Source organism: Brachybacterium sp. 107 (assembly GCF_052379725.1).
Lineage (GTDB): Bacteria > Actinomycetota > Actinomycetes > Actinomycetales > Dermabacteraceae > Brachybacterium.
The window spans coordinates 58773-74718 of the sequence record NZ_JBQSYW010000009.1; the positions used below are offsets into that span (position 1 = coordinate 58773).

Below are 15946 nucleotides of genomic sequence, written 5' to 3' on the forward strand. Positions count from 1 at the left end.
AGGCGAACGCTCCACGAGTTTGAACCGATTTACAAAGTAGGTGAAAGCATTTACTCTCGATCTCACCCTGTCAAGGTGCCGATGCCGACGGGTGAGTGCCGCCTCCCCGGGGCGCCGACCGAGAGGACCGATCTCTTGACCACCTCGACAGCGCAATCCCCCGCACCGCCCCCGCAGGTGGTGAGGGCCGCTCGGAGCACATCGTCCGCGCCCCGGAGACCACGGGGCACCTTCCGCAACCGGGTGCGGAAGGACTGGCAGATGCTCGTCCTGATGATCCCTGGGGCCCTGTGCCTGCTGCTGTTCTTCTACGTCCCCATCCTCGGCAATGTCATCGCCTTCCAGGACTACTACCCCTTCATCACGATCCCCGAGGCCGAGTGGGTAGGGCTGTGGAACTTCATCGACCTGTTCAACGACGAGCAGTTCCTGATCGCTCTGCGCAACACGCTCGTGCTGGCGGTCGTCCAGCTGGTGCTGTTCTTCCCGGTCCCGATCGTGCTCGCGCTGATCGTCGACTCGGTGATGACGCCGCGCTTCCGCAAGGCCTTCCAGTCGATCGTCTACCTGCCGCACTTCCTGTCATGGGTGCTGGTCATCGCCCTGTTCCAGCAGATGCTGGGCGGCGCTGGGTTCATCAACCAGTTCCTGGCCTCCCATGGCATGGACACGATCCCCTTCATGACCAACCCGAGCACTTTCCCCCTGCTGGTGACCCTGCAGGTGGTCTGGAAGGACGCCGGATGGGGAATGATCATCTTCCTCGCGGCGCTCGCTTCCATCCCGGCCTCGTTGTACGAATCCGCCGCGACGGACGGCGCAGGACGCCTCCATCGCATCTGGCATATCACGCTTCCCGGCATGCGCCCGGTGATCGTGCTGCTGCTGATCCTGCAGCTCGGGTCGATCCTCACCGTCGGCTTCGAGCAGTTCATCCTCCAGCGAGACGCCGTCGGCCCCGATGCCGCCGAAGTGCTCGACACGTACAGCTACTACGCGGGCGTGATCGACGGCAGCTGGTCGATGGGCGCGGCCGCCGGCCTGGCCAAGGGAGTCGTGGGCACGGTCCTCATCCTCGCCTCCAACAAGATCGCCCACCTGCTCGGTGAGGACGGCATCTACCGCGGGAGCAGCAAGTGAGCACATCGACCACGCACCCCCTCGAGAACTCGACACGCTCCGCGCTGCCGGACGAACGGGGATTCCACCGACGGCTCTGGGACCTGATCGGCGGACGCTCGGAACGGCCCGCATGGATGGAGAGGCCCTCCCCCTCGCTGACCCTCCTCAAGACCCTCGTGATCCTCGCGATCTCGATCTCGATCCTGGTGCCGATGCTCGTCGTGGTCTCCACCTCGCTCGCCTCGGACGCAGAGATCCGCGAGGCCGGCGGCTACGTGCTCTTCCCGACCGAGCCGACGCTCGAGGCATACCGCACCATCTTCGCCAGCCCGCTCATCTTCCGCTCGCTGGGTGTGAGCGTGCTGGTGACGGTGGCTGGAACGCTCATCGCGCTGTTCGTGACGATCACGATGGCCTACGCCCTCAGCCGCCCGGTCCTGTTCGGCAAGCCGATGCTGTTGGCGATCGTGCTGACGATGTTCTTCTCCCCCGGGCTGATCCCGCTGTACCTCATGATCAAAGAACTGCACATGCTGGACAGCCTGTGGTCCCTGATCCTGCCGACGGCATTCGCCGCCTTCAACTTCATCGTGATGCGCTCGTTCTTCATGGCGCTGCCCCAGGAGCTGCTCGAAGCCGCCCGCATCGACGGGGCCAGCGACTTCCGGATCCTCTGGCAGATCGTCATCCCGCTGTCGAAAGCGGTGATCGCCGTGATCGGGCTGTTCTACGCGGTGGCGTACTGGAACGCCTTCTTCAACGCGATGCTCTACATCAACGACCAGGAGCTCTGGCCGATCCAGCTCATCCTGCGCAGCTACGTCATCCAGGGCACATCGATGACTGCGGACCAGCTCGGCGTCCAGCAGACCGCCGCCCCGCAGTCGATCAAGATGGCCGTCGTCGTCGTGGCGCTGGTCCCGATCCTGCTGGTCTACCCCTTCCTCCAGAAGTACTTCTCCAAGGGCGTCATCACCGGCGCCGTCAAGGGCTGAACGAACTGCCCTCGAGAAAGGCACCCATGAGCCCCGAACCCCGACGTCGCCACGTCCTCGCCGCCGCCGGAGCACTCACGCTCGGAGCCGGCGCCGCCTCGTGCGGCCCCCGGCCCGAGCCGGAGCTTCCCGACGTCCCGGACATCACCCTGCCGACCTATCAGCCGTTGGAAGGACTCGCCCCGGATCTGGTCGGCAATGCCGATGGTCTCCATGACGCGTACCTGACGGTCCCCGAGCAGCTGATCTCGACCACCTCAGGCAGACCCATCACCTCGGGCACGATCTCCGGCCTGACCCAGACCTTCCAGACCCCTCCTCCGCCGATGGACCGCAACCCCTATTGGAAGCGCCTGAACTCGGCGATGGGTGGCGTGCTCGATCTCGACGTGGTGGTGGACGACTATCCCTCGAAGTTCGCCACCACCCTGGCCTCGGGCAATCTGCCGGATCTCATGTGGGTGCCGCCGAACCAGGGCATACCCAACATCGGGCCGATGCTCGATGCGGCCTTCACCGATCTCACCGACTACCTGGCCGGCGACGCAGTGCTCGAGTACCCGAACCTCGCCGCTCTCCGGCAGGACTCCTGGCGCACCGCGGTGGTCAACGGGAGGATCTGGGGAGCTCCCATCCCGTCGACACCCTTCGGCCAGGTCTACGTCGGCAATCCGGAGGTCTGGCAGGAGGTGGACGGATTCACCGCCGAGAGCGCAGCCCAGTTCCTGGAGAAATGCCAGGAGCTGTCGATCCCGGGCAAGCGCTGGGCGCTCGAGCCCTTCCTGCCCAATGCGTTCCATATGATCGGCGAATGGTTCGGTGTGCCCAACGGATATAGGGTCGAGGAGGACCGCAGCCTCACCGCCGCGCAGCAGACCGACGAGTACCTCGAAACTCTCGAGTTCGCTCGTGAGCTGTTCGCCGCAGGGGCGTTCTATCCCGACCTGAACCTCGCGGAAGCACCCCAGCTGCTGGCCAACGGCACCCTTGCCGCGATGGTCTCGGTGGGGCCGCGCGGTGCGGCGGAGACTCGCCTGAACAATCCCGATCTCCTGGGCGACATCCTGATCCCGTTCCCTGCCGTCGACGGGCGCATCCCCACCTATGACATGGGGTACGGCACTGTCGGTTTCACCCCGTTCCGCAAGACTGCTGACGAGGCCCGCATCCGCGAGTTGCTGAGCGTGGTCGATTATCTGTCTGCTCCCTTCGGGACCACCGAGTACATGCAGGTCAACTGGGGCACCGAGGGCAAGGAGTACACGGTCGAGGACGGCAACTACGTGTTCACGGAGGCGGGGGCCCAGAACGTGCCCGGCCTGCAGAGCGCCCTGCAGATCATGGCTGCGGGCGAAGGCGTCATCTACAACCCGATCCCCGAGGACACCCGCTACATCTACGAGTGCGAGCAGGAGCTGCTGCCCCTGGCGCAGAAGAGCCCGATCAAGGGCCTGTACTCGCCGACCAACTCGCGTCTCGGCACCAAGATCAAGACCCGCCTGGACGAGGCGCGCGACGAGGCGATCCAGGGCCGCGGCACGATCGACGACTTCAAGGCCGCTCTCCGGGACTGGGAGGAGAAGGGCGGCAAGCAGATCCTCGAGGAGTTCTCAGAGCTGCTGCCGGACGACGTCCCGGTCACCCCCTCGAACCGGGTTTGAGGCGCCCGGCGTCCGGCACCCGGGTCAGGGCTGGAACGGTCCCAGGTCGGCGGTGGTCTCGCCCTCTAGGGCGACGGTCCGGTCCAGGATGTCCTCGGCGTTGACCGTATCGATCCCGGCCTCCGCTGCGGCGGTCTCGATCGGGACCCCGAACTGGATGTTCCGCTGCTTCAGCAGATCCGCCCTGCCCTCCTGATGCAGCCAGCACTTCGCCCAGTGACCGGGTGAGACCTCGACCTTCTCCGGCTCCTTCTCGTTGCAGATGTCCATCGCGAAGGGGCAGCGAGGGTTGAAACGGCATCCCTTCGGCGGGGTGATCAGGCTGGGCGGCTCGCCGAGATCCCCCACCTCGTCGAAGAGGGACTGCTGATCACCCTCCAGGCCACGGCCGGGGTCCGGGGAGGAGTCCAGCAGCAGGCGCGTGTACGGATGCTGCGAGTCGTGGATGACCTCTTCGGAGCTGCCGCCCTCGACCATCTGCCCGGCGTACATGACGTTGATGCGGTCGGCGATGTACCGGGCCGACGCGATGTCGTGCGTGATGTAGAGCAGGGCCAGGCCCTCCTCGTCGCGCAGCTTCTTGAGCAGGTTCAGCACATCCAGGCGGATGGAGACGTCGAGCATCGAGATCGGCTCGTCGCCGAGCATCACCCGCGGTTCGACGGCGAGCGCACGGGCGATCACGATCCGCTGACGCTGCCCTCCGGAGAGCTCATGGGGGTACTTGTCGATGTACTGCTCGGGCGGGGTGAGGTTCACGCGCGTCAGCAGCTCATGGATCCGCTGCTCGACCTGCTTCGCCCCACGGGCCTTGCCGTGGATCTTCAGCGCCCTGCCCAAGATGTGGCGGATCGGCTTCAGCGCGTTCAAGGAGGCGAAGGGGTCCTGGAACAGCAGCTGCACCTGGCCGTAGTACGTCAGCGCCTTGCGCCCCGTGACGTGGCTGACGGGCTTCCCCTCGAGCAGGATCTCCCCGCCGGTGGTCGGGTAGTACAGGCTCAGCAGACGGGCAACGGTGGTCTTCCCGGACCCCGACTCCCCCACCATGGCGACGATCTCGCCGCGGTGCAGCTCGAGGTCGATGCCTTCGACGGCGCGCACGACAGCGCTGCCCTTCTTGCCACGCACGGTGAAGTGCTTGGTGACGTCACGGGCCTCGAGGACGACCTCACGCTCGGCGTCCTGTCGGGGCTGCTCGGTGCGGGTGGATGTCGTGGTCATGCTGCGTGTCCGTTCTCGGAGCGGGCGTCGGAGGGACCGGCGCCCACGGGCTCCTTCTGGGGGTCGTTGAGATGACAGGCCGCGTCGACCTTCTCGCTCACCTGCACCAGCTCGGGTCGCTTCGTGAGACAGAGGTCCATCGCCCGGGCGCAGCGCGGTGCGAAGGCGCAGCCGTCGGGGAGGTTCATGAGGTCCGGCGCCGTGCCGGGGATCCCGCGCATCTCGACCAGCGGTGCGTACAGCGGCGGGAACGAGTCCCGCAGCGCCTTCGTGTACGGGTGCTTGGGGTGGTGGTAGAGCTCGGTCGACGGTCCGATCTCGACGACCTTCCCGGCGTACATGATGGCCAGGCGGTCCGAGAGCTCCAGCAGCAGGGAGAGGTCGTGGGTGACGAACACGATCGCGAATCCCAGCTCGCGCTGCAGCCGCAGCACCTGACTCATGATGGTCCGCTGCATGACGACGTCGACCGCGGTCGTGGGCTCGTCCATCACCACCAGATCGGGGTCGCAGGCCAGAGCGAGGGAGATCAGGGAGCGCTGGCGCATGCCGCCGGACATCTCATGCGGGAAGGAGTCCACCCGGTCACGAGGGATGCCGGAGAGGGCCAGGAGGTCGCCGGCCCGCTCGAGCGCCGCCTTCTCGCTCATCCGCGGATCGTGCTGGCGCAGCACGTCGACGAACTGGGCGCCGAGCCGCTTGACCGGGTTCAGGGCGTCCATCGCACTCTGCATGACGATGGCGAGCTTGTTCCACCGCAGGTGCAGCAGCTCCTTGTCGGTACGGGGCACGAGATCCGTGACGGTCCCGTCGTCCCCGTGGTAGAGCACCTTCCCGCCGACGGTGACCGCCGGCGAGCGCTGGAGGCGCAGCAGCGCAGTGGTGAGCGTCGACTTCCCGGAGCCGGACTCCCCGGCCAGGCCCAGGATCTCTCCCCGGCGCAGGGTGAAGGACGCATGGGAGACGGCGCTGACGGCGCCGTTGAGGGTCAGGTAGTCGACGCTGAGGTCCTGCACCTCGAGCAGGACATCTCCGACATCGCGACGGGTCACGGTGGGCTCCTTGAGAACTGGATGACTGCGGATTCAGGGGTTCAGCGGGCCGGCGGCCCCGGGACGGCCGATCCGTCGGGCGGATGGGCGTCTGCACCACCCGCCCGACGACATCAGGCGATCGGCTTGAGCTTGGCCATGGTCTGCCAGCCCTCCGGGCCGTACGGACGCGGAACGATGTCTCCCTCACCGAGCGGGCTCTGCGGGAAGCCCTCGAAGTTCTTGCCGCTGGCCTCGAGGAAGGAGGCCGAGGCGTTGAACGGCGCGCAGTAACCCTCCTCCACCACGATCTTCTGCATCTGCTGGCTGAGCTCGACGAGCTTGGTCTCGTCGTACTCGACGCGGGAGGCGTCCAGCAGCTCATCGAGCTCGGGATTCTGGATGCGGCCGTAGTTCCCATCGCTCGACTCCCCGATCGGGAGGGCATCCTTGGAGTGGAAGTCGGCGTAGACCGCGGAGAGATGCGGGCCGCCGCCCACCCAGCTCATGCCGATCTCGAACTCGCCGGTGCCGAACTGATCCCAGATCTGTGCGTCCGGGATCTTCAGCACCGCCACATCGAGGCCCAGCACGTCCTTGAGCTGCGCCTTCACGCCATCGGACCAGGTGGACCAGTTGACGTAGTCGGCGACCGTCTTGAAGGAGACCGGGTAGGACTCGCCATCCTTGACCAGCTTGCCGCCCTCGACGCTCCAGCCGCCGTCGGCCAGGAACTTCTTGGCGGCCTCGTGGTCCGCAGCATGCTGGACCCGGTACTCCGAGGCCACGGCCTCGCCGAAGATCTTCTCGTCCATCGTGGTGGGGCTGGTCGAGGAGAGACCGATGTCGAACAGCGAATGGATCTGGTCGGTGTCCAGTGCGGCGTAGACGGCCCGGCGCACGTTCTTGTCGTCGAACGGCGCCTTGGCCGTGTTGAAGATGAGGCTCTCCGTGCCCACCAGCTCCACGGTCCAGTAGTGGTTGCCCTTGGCCACGATCGTGTCCTCGGCGTTCTGCAGCGAGAGGGTCGCCACATCCATCGTGCCCTGCAGGATCATCGACTTGCCGATCTCGGCGCTGCCGTACGGCGTCCAGTTCACGGTGCCGATGTGATCCCAGGCGCCCATGAAGTGGTCGTCGCGGACGGCGAAGGAGACCCGCTGCGGGGTGAACTCCTTCACCACCAGTGGAGAGGAGGTCACGGGATCGGCGTTGGTGAACGATGCGAGGTCCTCGGCGGAGAAGACGTGCTCGGGGTACAGCGGCACCTCCGCGAGTTTGCGATCGCCGCTGATGTCGGCGTTCTCCTCGCTCCAGGTGACCTCTGCGACGAGGTCGTCGACCGCGGTGACCTCGAAGTCGTAGCTGGTGACGGTGGCCTTCTGCTTCTCAGCCTGCTTCGGCAGCTCCATCACCGTGTAGACCAGGTCCGCGGTGGTGATCTTCTCGCCGTCCGACCACGTCGCGTCATCGCGCAGGGTCACGGTGGCCTTCCGGGCCTCCGGATCGAAGTCGATGCTCTCGGCGAGCCACGGGACGATCTCGTACTTGTTGTTCACGTCGGCGTATCCGAGCGTGTCGTAGAGGTAGTTCGAGCCGATCACGCCGTCGGTCGGGGAGAACGGGTTGAAGTTCTCGATGAACGTGGGACGTGGACCGAAGGAGTTGACGTTTATGGAGGCCTTGGCCCCGTCGCCGCCCCCGTCACCGGCAGTCTTGTCGAAGCTGCATCCGGCGGCCGCGCCGACGGCGGCCGCCGCAGCTGAGCCGGCGAGGAAGGTGCGTCGCGTGGAGCTCGTGGTCATGTCTGTACCTCTGATTCGTGCGGAAGGAACATCAGGGAGAACTGCAGGGGGTGGAACAGTCAGTTCGATGCCGTGACGGCGGTGCGCTGCTCTGCGCGTGCCTCGGCCCGCTGACGTCTGAGGAAGGCGCGGACGACCTTCTCGTTGCCTGTCCGCAGCTTCGGGTTGGTGACCTCGTCCAGGCCGAAGTTCACCATCGCCGTCGCGGTGCCGATCACGGCGATCGCGAGGCCGGGGGGCAGGAACCACCACCAGAAGCCCAGGGTGAGCGCGCCCTGGTTCTGGGCATTGGTGATCATCGTTCCCCAGGAGATGACGCCGCCGGTGGAGACGCCCAGGAAGTTCAGCCCGGCCTCGGCGAGGATGCCGGCCATGATCGCGGCCAGGAAGCGCGCGGAGATGATGCCCAGCAGATGCGGCATGATCTCGAACAGGACCAGGCGCCAGGTCTTCTCGCCCAGCAGCTTGGTGGCCATCGAGAAGTCGCGGCCGCGCAGGGTGAGGGTCTGGGCGCGCATGTACCGGGCCATGCCGGGCCACTCGAAGATGCCGATGAGGAAGGCCATCATCACCCAGCCCATCCCGGCCGATCCGGGCCCGCCCGCGGCGGAGATGTACCCGGCCGCGATCAGGGTCAGGGCGAAGGACGGCATGGTCATGAAGACATTCGTGATCGCATTGACGACGGTGTCGTACGCCCCGCCGATGAAGCCGGCCGAGACGCCCAGGAGGGCACCGATCGTGCAGGCCAGCAGTGCGGAGAGAGTCCCGACGGCGAGTGAGCCGCGGGCACCGGCGATGAGCTGGGACAGCACGTCCTGGCCCGAGATCGTGGTGCCCAGGAGGTGCCCGCCCCGCAGCGGCGCGCTGGCGACGTAGTCGTAGTCCACGTCCAGGGGGCCGAAGCCGTACACCTTCAGGATCAGGTCGCCGAAGATCGCGATCCCGGCGCAGAGGCCGAAGGCGGCCAGGCCGATCTGCACGCGGCGGTTGTGGAGGAATCCGGTGAACATGGGAGTGCCTCAGTTCGTGTCGGCCGCGCGCGGATCGAGGAGCACGTAGATCGAGTCGGCGATGAAGTTCGCGACGATCGCGGTGAAGGTCAGCAGGAGCAGGACCGTCTGCATGACCGGGAAGTCGTGCCCGGTGATGGAGGTCTGCAGCAGGTACCCCATGCCGGGATAGGTGAACACGGCCTCGATGAGCACCGCGCCGCCGATCACGCCGCCGATCGCCATCGCCAGACCGGTGACGTTGGGCAGGAGCGCGTTCCGCGCCGCATAGCTGAACAGCACCTTCTTCTCCGGCAGGCCCTTCGCGCGGGCCATCAGCACGTAGTCCTCGGTGACGGTGGCGACCATGACGTTGCGCATCGAGAACAGCCAGCCGTTGAAGCCGATGAAGATCAGGGCGAACATCGGCAGGGCGCCGTAGTACACGACGCTGAGGAGGAAGTAGAAGTTGTTCAGGGACATCGGGACCGACGTGTCGTATCCGCCTGAGACCGGGAACCATTCCAGCGTGATCGAGAAGATCCACAGCAGCACCAGCGCGATCCAGAAACCCGGGAAGGCGTGGAAGAACGTGGACAGCGGAGCGAACCAGGAGTCGAAGCGGTTGCCGGGCTTCCACCCCATGACCGCGCCGAGGATCGTGCCGATGATCCAGGCGACGATCGTGCTCACCCCGATCAGGAACAGGGTCCACGGCAGCGCCTGCAGCACGATCTCGGAGACCGGGGTGGGGTAGTGCGCGGTCGAGACACCGAAGTCGAACTTCGCCACGCCCACCCAGTAGTCGAAGTACTGGTGGACGATGTTCTCGGTGGGGTTGCCGTACATGCGGCGCACGGAGGCGACCTGGGAATCCGACGGCGGCTCGCCCGTGGTCTGTCGGATCTTGCGCAGGATCGCCTCGGCCGGGTCGCCGGGCATGAAGCGCGGGATGAAGAAGTTCAAGGTGACCGCAGCCCAGATCACCACGAGATAGCTCCCCAGGCGGCGCAGGAAGTACGCCCCGCGGCCACCTGCTCCGCGACGGCGCTTCGCACCGGTCACGCCGGGGAGAGCGGACTCCGGGCGGAGCGGTTCTTCCAGGGCGACCTCACGTCGACCGGTCGCGGTGGGCTGCGTCATCGCTGAGCCTCACGGGTCATCGTCGGTTCTCCGGCTTCTCGGGGACGGTACGCGGGCGGTCTTCGCGGAGAGCATCAGAACGGTGCCCCACCCCGGCGACGACCATGTCGCGATGTGCGGACAGTCACGTTCGCAAAAGGATTTACGAAGCGTAAGCGGCGATCCCCGAAAACGTCAACTGCGGATCAGCGACCGGAGAATCCGTCACCACTTCGTGACCTGACCTGCACCATCGCAGCAGGTGGCCGCCGAGGCCGTGCCGGTCCAGGGATCGGCACGGGCCGGGGATCGGGTCCTGCTGCCTCAGCCGCCGGTGCGGCCGAAGACATGCTCCTCAGCGAGGGCGAGGCGCGTCGGCCGCTTCTCGAGGTCGAGCAGCAGCACCTCGTTGGTCCCCTCGCGCACGAGCGGAGCGGGCACGTAGAGGGTCTGCTGCGGGCCGATGTTCCAGTAGCGACCCACGCAGAAGCCGTTGACGTAGGCGACACCGTGCCCGGCCGCAGAGACGTCGAGGAAGGTGTCCGCTGCGCCGTCGGCCTCGAAGGAGGCGCTGACCAGCACGGGCAGGGCGTCGTCGAGCACCGTCGACGTGCCGGACTCCGCCACACCGACGGCCCCTCGAGCCCCGTCGGCCCCCTCCGCGCCGACCGACTCGGCTCCGACTGCCAGCTGCGCGAGCTCGGCACCCATGTCCTCGAGCGGCCAGGCGTCGGCCTCCCAGTCGTTGAGGAAGCGGATGGTCTGCCACACGCCGCCGAGGATGCCCTTGCGCTCCCCCAGCCGCGGACCGAAGTTCACGCGGCCGAGGTTCTCGACCAGGATCTCGACGCGCACGGTACGACGGCCGCCGTCGGGCAGGAGTCGGTCGGCGAAGGGGCTCAGCTCGACCGTGGCGGGGTCGATGTCCCGCACCTCGTTGCCCACCACGCCGGTGGCGCCGACGTAGATCCCGTCGACGTAGACCCACGCGCGATCGTGCAGGTCGTAGAGCTTCAGCGGGGAGATCTCGGTGCGCCCCTCGCGCACGGAGGCGGCGATCTCGATGTCGCGGGAAAGCCGCAGCAGGCCGCGCTCGAGCCCGAGATCCTCGAAGGCCGGCGGCGTGGGATGCACCTCCGCGGAGCGCGTGAAGCGCTCGGTGGAGCGCAGGGCGACGACCTTCTCGATCGCGACCTCGGCCGCGGGGAGGCGGGCAGGGACAGCGTCGAGGCCCAGGAGGGCCAGGTGCTCCTCGAGCGGCGGCAGCTCGACGTGGCGGGCGATGACCTCACGGAACGCGCGGAACTTCTCGGTGAGCTCGCCGTTCTCCGCGATCGGGGCGTCGTAGTCGTAGCTCGTGGTGGTGGGCTGGAGCGCCTCGTCGTGGTTGGCGCCGGCGCGCAGGCCGAAGTTGGTGCCGCCGAGGGCCATGTAGAAGTTGACGCTCATGCCGTTGTCGAGCATGTCGGCGAGCTCGCCGGCGGCATCGCCCCCGGTGCGCTCGTGATGCTCCTCGCCCCAGTGGTCGAACCAGCCGTTCCAGAACTCCATGCACATCTGAGGCTGCGCAGGCAGCTCCTCCTGCGCCATCGTGAGCACCTCGAGCGCGCGCGAGCCGAAGTTCACGGTGCCCAGCGCGCCCTCGACGGTCCCGCCGGTCAGCCACATGCGGGCCGGCCCGTCGGAGGTCACCAGCAGCTCGTCGATCCCGCGGGCGAGCAGACCGTCGCGCAGGTGAGCGAGGTAGGTCTTGTCATCGCCGAAGCTGCCGTACTCGTTCTCCACCTGGACCATCACGACGTTGCCGCCGCGGCTGGCCTGACGCTGCGCGATCACGGGGATGAGCTGGTCGAACCAGGCATCGACGAGCGCGAGATAGGGAGCATTGCGGTTGCGCAGGCGCAGGTTGCGGTCGGCGAGGATCCAGCCGGGGAACCCGCCGTTCTCCCACTCGGCGCAGATGTAGGGACCGGGGCGGACGATCGCGTCCAGGCCCTCCTCGCCGGCGATGTCGAGGAAGCGGCCGAGGTCCGCGATGCCGTGGAAGTCGACGACGTCCGGAGCCGGCTGATGGACGTTCCAGGCCACATAGGTCTCCACCGTGTTGCAGCCCATCGCGACCAGGCGACGCAGGCGATCGCGCCACTGGTCGGGGTGGACCCGGAAGTAGTGGATAGCCCCGGAGATCACGAGGTGGGGGTCGCCGGCGCGGAGGAATCCGTCGGGCGTGGGCTGCAGCAGGGCGGTCATCGGTGGTCGTCCTCTCGGTGAAACGTCTTACGCCCAGTGTCTCAGGAATTCCGAGGGCGGCGCGCGCCGTCCGCGCCCTCTCAGCCGGCCTGCTCGGCGAAGATCTCCGTGAAGCGCCCACCACGGACGAGCAGCTCGTCGTAGCGCCCGCGCTCGACCACGCGGCCCTCGTCGACCACGAGGATCTCGTCCATGCCGCGCAGGGTCCAGGCCCGGTGCGAGACGACGATCGTGATCCTGTCGGCCCGCGAGCGCTGCAGCTCGCGGAAGATGTCCTGCTCCGCTTCGGCGTCGATCGCGCTGGTCGGCTCGTCGAGGATCCAGATCGGAGCCGCGCGCAGGTGGATACGGGCCAGGGAGATCCGCTGCCACTGCCCTCCCGAGAGCCCCACTCCCCCATCCCACTGAGACCCCAGCTGCTGGTCCAGGCCCATGTCGAAGCCACGCACCATGCCGGCGGCGTTCGCCGCTTCGAGCGCCGCCCACATCTCCTCGTCGCGCACATCGGTGCGCGGGGTGCCCAGCTGGAGCGATTCGCGCACCGTGAGCTCGTAGCGCCCGAACTCCTGGGTGAGGGTGCCGAAGTGCCCTACCCAGTCCTGGAAGGGCATGTCCGCGCGGGTGCGTCCGTCGATGCTGATCTCGCCGTGCTGCGGGTCCAGGGTGCCCACGATCGAGTTGACCGAGGTGGTCTTGCCGGCGCCGTTCACTCCGACCAGGGCCACGATGCTGCCCTTGTCGATCCGGAGATCGAGGTTCACCAGCGACGGTTCGTCCTTGCCCTCATAGGTGTGGGAGACGCCCCGGACCACGAGGGAGAGCGCATCGCGGGCGAGCGAGGGGTCCCGTCCCTCGCGCCGCATGGCCAGCAGCTTCTGGTACCGCTCGAAGGGAGCCCCGCCCTCGACGATCTGCCCGAGGTTCGAGCCGAGGGAGCCGACGGCGCCCATCGCCGCCATCACCCCGTAGACGCCGCCGGCCGCAGCCGGGCCGTACTGCACGCCGACCACCAGCGCGGCGAGCGCCCCGGCCAGCAGCAGCGAGGTCGCCACTCCTGCTAGCAGGCGCCAGGAGAGCATCGGCAGGTAGGTCTGCGCCTTGCGGTCGGTGATCTCGCCGATCGTCGAGGAGACCTTCGAGGAGATCTGCCCGGTGGCGCCGAGCGAGGTCAGCTCGATCGAGGGTGCCGTGGTGACCAGGTGCTGGTGGAGATAGCGCGAACGCCAGTAGAGCTTGCCGATGTCGTCCCACATCCGCGAGCTGATGCGCGTGATCCGCTGCGAGGCGATCAGCATCGGGAGCAGGGAGACCAGCACGAACACCGCCGCGAGCGGGCTCATCGTGGCCAGGGTGAGGAACACTCCCACCACCGACAGGATGTCGCGCAGCAGGCTGAGCACGAAGGGGTAGAGGAAGGCCAGCTCCTCCTCGGCGGCCTTGTTCCCCGCCTCGATGTCGGCGGCGGCTCCCGGGTCCGCCAGCACGGTGGGCGGGAGGGTCGAGAGGGTGTCGGCGACCTCGCGCTTGGAGTGGAGGCCGATGAGGTCCACGACCCGCCATTGCATGGTGCCGGCGATCGCCTCGACCGGCCCGGTGAAGGCGATGAGCAGCACGAGGCCCGCGAAAGGTCGGGAGACATCGTCGAAGCTGTCCGCGCCGGTGAGGGAGCCGACGAAGTCCGCCATGAGGATCACCTGGAGCGACGGGACGGCCGCGACGAGCAGACCCAGGACCACGGCGGCCAGAACCATGCGCGGGGCCGCCCGCCACGCCTGCCGGATGCTCCATGCCCCCACCGCGAAGATGCCCATCGGACAAACCTTTCACGCGGGTGGGACAACCGCACGCGATTTCCGCGGATCCGAGCCCCGGCATCCGCCCTCCCGCCCCCTCGCGTCCGAGCGCCGCACCGCGGGCCACGGATGCGACACGCCGGCCTTGGGCCGCGGGGGCGACACGCCGGGCCGCGGGCCGCGGGTGCGACACGTCGGGCCTCGGGCCGCCGAGTCCACGGAAACGTCCCACCGGTGAGCCATTTCGATGCATTCGACGACCCGAGGGAGGAGCGGGCCGACGGGCTCCACACGCCCGCCTGCGCGCCCGTCCGCGCGTCGCCCCGACAGCCCGTCATCACGTCATCGCGTCAGCCCGTCAGCCCGTCATCGCGTCAGCCCGTCAGCGCGTCGCCCCGTCAGCTCGTCACCGCGTCTGCGTCGGGTCCCCGATCCAGCCGAGCACCAGCGGCGCCCGCGTGGTCCTCTCGTAGACGACGAACAGGAACGGCGAATCCAGGACCAGCTCGTGCACGTCCGCCAGTGCCGACACGGCCCCGACGCCCACTGCGGTCGCGGCGGCAGCCTCCATACCGTGCTCGTCGACCGTGATCACAGCTTTCTGCAGGACCGCGGAGATGGCCAGTTCCTCCTGGGTCGTGATGCCGGAGAAGTCGGCCGCGCCCGTGAAGGCGTCGGTCATGCCGAGCTCCCGGAGGGTCTCCTGCAAGGACGCGTCCCAGTCGATGTCGAAGCCGGGGAAGGTCAGCTCGGTGGTCGCCCCTCCTTCCACGAGTCCGTCGAGCAGGGCGCCCAGCCCGGCGCGGGAATCGTCCGCGGCGTCGGCCCAGGCGTCCAGCACGCTCGCGAGGTCCGCGACCGGCTGGACCAGGGCGAGCGCGAGGTCGCCAGCGGCGGTGTCCAGGGCGGTGGCGCGGCACAGGTCGTCCTCGTACCAGGAGGAGGTGGTGCCGCGGAGCATCTCCGCGCTCATCTCCTCGCCCGCGCCGGTGGCGAAGGTGCCTCCCTCCGGGGTCAGGGGCTGCGGCCAGGCAGCCTTGAGGTGCAGGGCGTTGACCAGCACCAGGCGTGTCGAGTCCTCGAGCGCCCCCTCGGGGATGAGGTCCTCGATGAGGTCGTCCGTGGCGTCGGCGACCCAGTCGTTGATGCGTTCGCGACCCTTCTCCCGTGTCCGCCCGTCGGTGAAGTCGACCTCGTAGATGCCGCTGCCGAAGTGGGTCGCGAGGCTGGCCAGGAAATCCTCGTCGACGGCGAAATCCTCCTGCAGCCAGGTGCCGTTGACGAGCGCGGCGACTGCCGGCTCGGGCGCGTCCTCGTCGGCCTCGTCGGCTTCCTCCCGCTCCTCGTCGCCGACGGCGGCGAGCACGCTCGAGAGGGTGTTCGCGGTGGCCGCGAGCTCGTCGATGCTGCCGCCGAGCACCTCCTCCATCTGGGCACGGGTATCCCCCGCCGCGCCGAGGCCGGCCATGGTCAGGGCGATCTGCGCCGACAGCGGTGAGCAGACGGTGTTCACCTCGGCCCTGTCCACGGCCCCGAGCAGACGCGCGGTGAAGGGGATCGCCAGGGCACCGGCCCCATCGGCCGGGCCGGGATCCGCGCGCGGCAGGTCAGCGGCGAGGTCCGGCTCCGCGATCTCGCCCGTGCCGGTCTCGTCGCTGCAGGCGGCGAGGCCGACGGAGGCCAGCGGGAGCGCCGCCCCGACAGCGAGCACGGCACGGCGAGGAGGGCCGGGACGCGGCACGGAACGGGAGGTTGGTGACGTCATGGGTCCTATCGAAGAGGGCCGACGCCGCGGATGCAAGCGCCTCGAGGTGCGGAAGAGTCCCGTCCGCCCCGATCAGGGACCGTCGATCAGCACCCCGCCCTGACCTATCCCCTCCCGGCCCGCGCCCACCTCGACCCTCCGATCCTTGCCGACTCTCGCCCGATCCCCTCCCGAACGACAATGTGCGCT

At 68.0% G+C, this 15946-nt stretch carries 11 protein-coding genes; 3 read left to right on the forward strand and 8 right to left on the reverse strand.

Going from position 1 to position 15946, the window contains the following annotated elements; all coding sequences use genetic code 11:
* The first annotated feature begins 261 nt into the window (after positions 1–261).
* From ACT3UL_RS11480 to ACT3UL_RS11490, 3 genes are read left to right on the forward strand one after another with little or no spacing between them, the layout of a single operon-like run.
* Positions 262–1140, forward strand: a complete 879-nt coding sequence (locus ACT3UL_RS11480; protein ID WP_226849757.1) for an ABC transporter permease — start codon at positions 262–264, stop codon at positions 1138–1140.
* Entirely contained in the window at positions 1137–2117 is a 981-nt protein-coding gene (locus ACT3UL_RS11485; RefSeq protein ID WP_319021516.1) for a carbohydrate ABC transporter permease, read from the forward strand. The genes ACT3UL_RS11480 and ACT3UL_RS11485 overlap by 4 nt, the downstream gene beginning before the upstream one ends.
* 26 nt (positions 2118–2143) lie before the next feature.
* Positions 2144–3778, forward strand: a complete 1635-nt coding sequence (locus ACT3UL_RS11490; RefSeq protein ID WP_443353624.1) for a sugar ABC transporter substrate-binding protein — start codon at positions 2144–2146, stop codon at positions 3776–3778.
* Positions 3779–3802: 24 nt separating this feature from the next.
* On the opposite strand, the gene ACT3UL_RS11495 is transcribed toward ACT3UL_RS11490, so the two are convergent.
* From ACT3UL_RS11495 to ACT3UL_RS11530, 8 genes are all read right to left on the reverse strand, one after another.
* On the reverse strand, positions 3803–4999 hold the full coding sequence (locus ACT3UL_RS11495) for an ABC transporter ATP-binding protein (RefSeq protein ID WP_444578337.1): 1197 nt from the start codon (positions 4997–4999) through the stop codon (positions 3803–3805).
* A complete protein-coding gene (locus ACT3UL_RS11500; protein WP_193116615.1) occupies positions 4996–6051 on the reverse strand; it encodes an ABC transporter ATP-binding protein in 1056 nt (351 codons plus the stop codon). The genes ACT3UL_RS11495 and ACT3UL_RS11500 overlap by 4 nt, the downstream gene beginning before the upstream one ends.
* Positions 6052–6164: 113 nt before the next feature.
* Positions 6165–7835 carry an ABC transporter substrate-binding protein gene (locus ACT3UL_RS11505; protein WP_193116614.1) on the reverse strand — a complete coding sequence of 557 codons (1671 nt, stop codon included), beginning with the start codon at positions 7833–7835 and terminating at the stop codon, positions 6165–6167.
* A gap of 59 nt (positions 7836–7894) precedes the next feature.
* Positions 7895–8848, reverse strand: a complete 954-nt coding sequence (locus ACT3UL_RS11510; RefSeq protein ID WP_193116613.1) for an ABC transporter permease — start codon at positions 8846–8848, stop codon at positions 7895–7897.
* A gap of 9 nt (positions 8849–8857) precedes the next feature.
* Positions 8858–9970, reverse strand: a complete 1113-nt coding sequence (locus tag ACT3UL_RS11515; RefSeq protein ID WP_443353625.1) for an ABC transporter permease — start codon at positions 9968–9970, stop codon at positions 8858–8860.
* A 303-nt stretch (positions 9971–10273) separates the two neighbouring features.
* Positions 10274–12199, reverse strand: a complete 1926-nt coding sequence (locus ACT3UL_RS11520; protein WP_444578338.1) for a glycoside hydrolase family 35 protein — start codon at positions 12197–12199, stop codon at positions 10274–10276.
* A gap of 80 nt (positions 12200–12279) precedes the next feature.
* On the reverse strand, positions 12280–14010 hold the full coding sequence (locus ACT3UL_RS11525) for an ABC transporter ATP-binding protein (RefSeq protein ID WP_444578339.1): 1731 nt from the start codon (positions 14008–14010) through the stop codon (positions 12280–12282).
* A 388-nt stretch (positions 14011–14398) separates the two neighbouring features.
* Entirely contained in the window at positions 14399–15757 is a 1359-nt protein-coding gene (locus tag ACT3UL_RS11530) for a serpin family protein (RefSeq protein WP_444578340.1), read from the reverse strand.
* Positions 15758–15946 lie beyond the last annotated feature (189 nt).